This is a genomic window from Mesorhizobium sp. M7A.F.Ca.CA.004.06.1.1, from assembly GCF_003999135.1.
In the GTDB taxonomy this organism is placed as follows: Bacteria; Pseudomonadota; Alphaproteobacteria; order Rhizobiales; family Rhizobiaceae; genus Mesorhizobium.
Map to the genome: position 1 here is coordinate 1 of NZ_RZPQ01000537.1, position 4,127 is coordinate 4,127.

The 4,127-nt window shown below is 65.1% G+C and carries 5 protein-coding genes; 4 read left to right on the plus strand and 1 reads right to left on the minus strand.

Annotation, left to right across the window (positions count from 1 at the left end):
* Positions 1-454, plus strand: a 454-nt coding sequence (locus tag EN906_RS25215; protein ID WP_164777344.1) for a type II secretion system F family protein, incomplete at its 5' end; no start/stop codon positions are given.
* Between the two features lie 84 nt (positions 455-538).
* On the opposite strand, the gene EN906_RS25220 is transcribed toward EN906_RS25215, so the two are convergent.
* Complete coding sequence (locus tag EN906_RS25220; protein ID WP_127269472.1) at positions 539-1,360, minus strand: tetratricopeptide repeat protein; 822 nt, start codon at positions 1,358-1,360, stop codon at positions 539-541.
* Positions 1,361-1,476: 116 nt separating this feature from the next.
* Here EN906_RS25220 and EN906_RS25225 point away from each other — a divergent pair, with 116 nt between their 5' ends.
* The 3 genes from EN906_RS25225 to EN906_RS25235 form a co-directional block, all read left to right on the plus strand.
* Entirely contained in the window at positions 1,477-2,841 is a 1,365-nt protein-coding gene (locus EN906_RS25225; RefSeq protein ID WP_127269471.1) for a M17 family metallopeptidase, read from the plus strand.
* Positions 2,842-2,914: 73 nt separating this feature from the next.
* Positions 2,915-3,265: a MarR family winged helix-turn-helix transcriptional regulator gene (locus tag EN906_RS25230; protein WP_013533675.1), complete on the plus strand. Its 351-nt coding sequence runs from the start codon at positions 2,915-2,917 to the stop codon at positions 3,263-3,265.
* A 29-nt stretch (positions 3,266-3,294) separates the two neighbouring features.
* On the plus strand, positions 3,295-4,127 hold an 833-nt coding region (locus tag EN906_RS25235), incomplete at its 3' end, for an NlpC/P60 family protein (RefSeq protein ID WP_164777345.1).

Genomic DNA, 4,127 nt, shown 5'->3' on the forward strand with positions numbered 1-4,127 from the left:
GATGCTTATCTGCGTCGAATCGGGCATGTCGGTGGAAGCGGCACTGCGCAAGGTCGCCGACGAGATCGGTGCGCAATCGGTGGCGCTGGCGGAAGAGTTCATCCTCACCAACGCCGAGCTTTCCTACCTGCCGGAGCGCAAGCAGGCCTACGAGAACCTGGCAAGCCGCACCGGCCTGGATTCGGTCAAGTCGGTGTCGCAGGCGCTCGTCCAGGCCGAGCGTTACGGCACGCCGGTGGCGCATGCACTGCGCGTGCTTGCCGCCGAAAGCCGCGACATGCGCATGAATGCTGCCGAGAAGAAGGCCGCCGCCCTGCCGCCAAAGCTCACAGTGCCGATGATCCTGTTTTTCCTGCCGGTGCTCTTCGCCATCATCCTGGGTCCCGCCGGCATTCAGGTCAGCCAGCGCGGTATCTTCGGCGATCATCCGGCGCCGGCAACAAACGCCCAGTAGCGGCAAGGCAAATTCCTGCATTCCCTCAAACGAAGAAGCCGCGCATGCAGCGCGGCTTCTTCGTTGGGCATCGGGATTGTGGTCTCAGTTGGTCGCGGATTTCGGCTTGTCCTGGTCCTTGAGCTGGCTCCAGGCATTCTGCTGGGCCAGCATCTGCCTGAGATAGGCGACGTTTGCCTGCGCCTGTTCGGGCGAGAGCTCCTGCGAGGCGATCTTCTCGGCCTCGTCGAACCGGCCTTGCAGGCCGACGACCAGTGCCAGGTTCTGGCGGACGCGGCTGTCCGCATTCGGCTGCTGCGCGGCCGAGCGCATATAGGTTTCGGCGGTGCGCAGGTCACCTTCCAGCACATACGACATGCCAAGATTGGAGAGCACGGAAGGCTCGTTCGGCTTAAGGTCGAGCGCCTTGCGGTAAAGCTGGCGCGCATCGTCCTTCTGGCCGGTCTGGTCGAGGATGGCCGCTTCGGCCGACACCAGCTTCCAGTCGGGATATTCCGGTGTTTGAGCGCGGCGCACGGCGTCGAGCGCCGCCTCGAACTGGCCATTGGCGGCCAGCGCCTTGCCATAGGAGGCAAGCACGTCACGATCCTTGGGCAAAGCGATGGCGAGTTTGCGCATCACAGCCAGCGACTGGTCGGCGTCGCCATCCATCTGCAACGCCGCCGCATAGTTCGTCGCCATCCGCTTGTCGTTGGGGTTCTTCGCGTAGGATTGGCCAAGTGCACCGGTGGCATTGTGCAGTTCGCCGGCCGACATGCTTTCAAGCGGTTTGCCGCTGGTGCGTGCGATAGAGCCGGTGGAGAGCTTGTCGGTTCCGCAGCCGGCGACGCCGGCCGCCAGCGCCAGCACAAGGGCCGTGGTGATGAGCCGTTTTCCCCTGGCATTGATCCTGCGGTTGGTCGGCATGGCCACCTAAGCCTCCATTCGTGCGCGGCCATTGCGTGGCCGTCTTCCCTCCCGCAGAAATATTCTGTTAACCCTAACGGACGGTTAAGAACGGCGACTCACACGGAGAACATCGCATGCCTGTCGAACTCGTCGGGAAGACATTGCCGGGCGCGCTGCCGGTCCATCTGATCGCCAGGGACGGTCTGGACGCGGCCGGCCTTGCGCCGGCCGCTGTCGCCTGGGCCAGGGCCAACGGCTTTTCCGGCGAGGCAGGCAGGACGCTGGTCGTGCCCGGCGAAAACGGGGCGCTCGGCGGCGCCTTGTTTGGTATCGGCGATGGCGAAGGCGCGCTCGCCTTTGGCGCGCTGTCGAAAGCCTTGCCGGAAGGCGACTGGCATTTCGCCTCGGCGCCGGCCGAGCCGGACCTCGCGGCGACCGCGCTGCTGCTCGGCGGCTATGTCTTCACCCGTTACGGCAAGAAGCCAGGCAAGGCGCTGCGCTTCGGCCTGCCGGCAGGCGTCGATGGCGGGCGCGTAGGCCGCATCGCCGATGGCGTCTTCCTGACACGCGATCTGGTCAACACGCCGACCAGCGATATGGGTCCAGAAGATTTGGAGCAGGCGGTGCGGACCCTGGCCGCCAGGCACAAGGCCGAAGTCTCGGTGGTCAAGGGTGACGATCTCCTCGACCGGAATTTCCCGATGATCCATGCTGTCGGCCGTGCGTCGGCCGGCGCGCCGCGCCTGATCGATATGCGATGGGGGCAGCAAGGGGCGCCGAAGGTGACCCTGGTCGGCAAGGGCGTCTGCTTCGACACGGGCGGTCTCGACATCAAGCCATCGTCCGGCATGCTGCTGATGAAAAAGGACATGGGCGGTGCTGCCAATGTCCTTGGCCTCGCCTCGATGATCATGGCTGCCGGGCTGAATGTGCGGCTGCGCGTGCTCATTCCCGCGGTTGAGAATTCGATTGCCGGCAACGCCTTCCGGCCCGGAGATGTGCTTGCGAGCCGCAAGGGCATCACTGTCGAGATCGGCAATACGGATGCCGAGGGGCGGCTGGTGCTGGCCGATGCGCTGGCGCTGGCCGACGAGGAGGAGCCGCAGCTTCTGGTCGACATGGCGACGCTGACCGGGGCTGCCCGCGTCGCGCTCGGCCCCGATCTGCCGCCGTTCTACACAAGTGACGAAGCGCTGGCATCCGATCTTGCGGCGGCTTCCGTCGCGGCCGAGGACCCTCTGTGGCGCATGCCGCTGTGGCGGCCCTACGATGCAAAACTGTCGTCGAAAATCGCCGACATCAACAATGTCACATCAGACGGTTTCGCCGGCTCGATCACGGCGGCGCTGTTCCTGAAACGCTTCGTCGAAAAGACCGAGGGCTGGGCGCATTTCGACATCTTCGCCTGGAACCCGGCCGATCGTCCGCATGGCCCCGCCGGCGGCGAGGCACAAGGCATCCGCGCCCTAGAGCGGATCATCGCGAAACGCTACGGCTGACGGTTGCAGGCGGAGCCGGCAAAATTGCCTCGACTGAAACGGAACCGAAACAATTTGCCGTCATGCTGGCGCGATGTCGATTGCTATGCGCCCGAGCCAGGCCTTGCGACTGTGGCAGCAAGTGATGCTGTCACAGGTGCGCGACGACGCGCCCGATCTGACCATGCGCCAGACGGCGATCCTGTTCACCATCTATCTCGACCCGCCACCGCACACCGTGCGCGGGCTCGCCGCGCGCCTCAATGTCACCAAGCCGGTGATCACCCGCGCGCTCGACACGATGGGCGCTTTGAAACTCGTTTCGCGTCACCGCGATGAACTCGACAAGCGCAATGTGCTGATCAGGCGCACGGTCGAGGGCGCGCTCTTTGTCGAGCGCTTCGGCGATGGTATCATCGCCAAGGCGCTCGAACTGCCGATGTGAGCGCATTACCTTTCAACAGAGTGTTCGATTTGACTGCCAGGGATGCCCGCCTTCACGCTTTTCGCTCCGATCTCGCCGATGCAAGGCTGAAGGGCGAGGTCACCGCCGAGCGCTTCGTCGCCGGCCGGCCGGCGCGGGTCACCGCGTCAGTGGCCGATATGCGCAAGGCGCCGCGGCCGGACGCCGGCGTCAACACGCAAGCGCTGTTCGGCGACGATGTCCTGGTCTTCGATGTCGCTGAGGGCTGGGCCTGGGTCCAGGCCGAACGCGACGGCTATGTCGGCTACGTCGCCGACACGATGCTGGGCAAACGGGACCATGCGCCGACGCACATCGTCTGCGTGCCGCGCACCTTCCTCTACCCCGGGCCGGATCTGCGCTTTCCGATCGCCGGACAATTGTCGATGGGATCGACGGTGACGGTGACGGAGGCCGCCGAGACGCGCGGTACGCACTATGCGGTCCTGCCTTCCGGCGAGGCGTTGATCGCAAGCCACCTGCGGCCGCTGAGTGAAGCTGCCTCCGACTATGTCGCGGTTGCCGAGGCGTTTCTCGGCACGCCCTATCTCTGGGGCGGCACTTCCGGTTTCGGCATCGACTGTTCGGGCCTTGTGCAATTGGCGATGCGCATGGCCGGCAAAGACGTGCTGCGCGATTCCGACATGCAGGCGGCGACACTTGGCGAGCCGCTCGAACCGGGACCTGATTTCTCCGGGTTGCGACGCGGCGATCTGGTGTTCTGGAAGGGCCATGTCGCCGTCATGACCGACGCCGACACGATGATCCACGCCAACGGCCACACCATGCTGGTGTCGCGCGAAGGGCTGAAGGACGCCGTCGCCCGCATCGGATATCTTTACGG

Coding starts and splice junctions, on each gene's coding strand:
- EN906_RS25220 (WP_127269472.1), bottom strand. CDS start 1,360: ATGCCGACCAACCGCAGGATCAATGCCAGGGGAAAACGGCTCATCACC.
- EN906_RS25225 (WP_127269471.1), top strand. CDS start 1,477: ATGCCTGTCGAACTCGTCGGGAAGACATTGCCGGGCGCGCTGCCGGTC.
- EN906_RS25230 (WP_013533675.1), top strand. CDS start 2,915: ATGTCGATTGCTATGCGCCCGAGCCAGGCCTTGCGACTGTGGCAGCAA.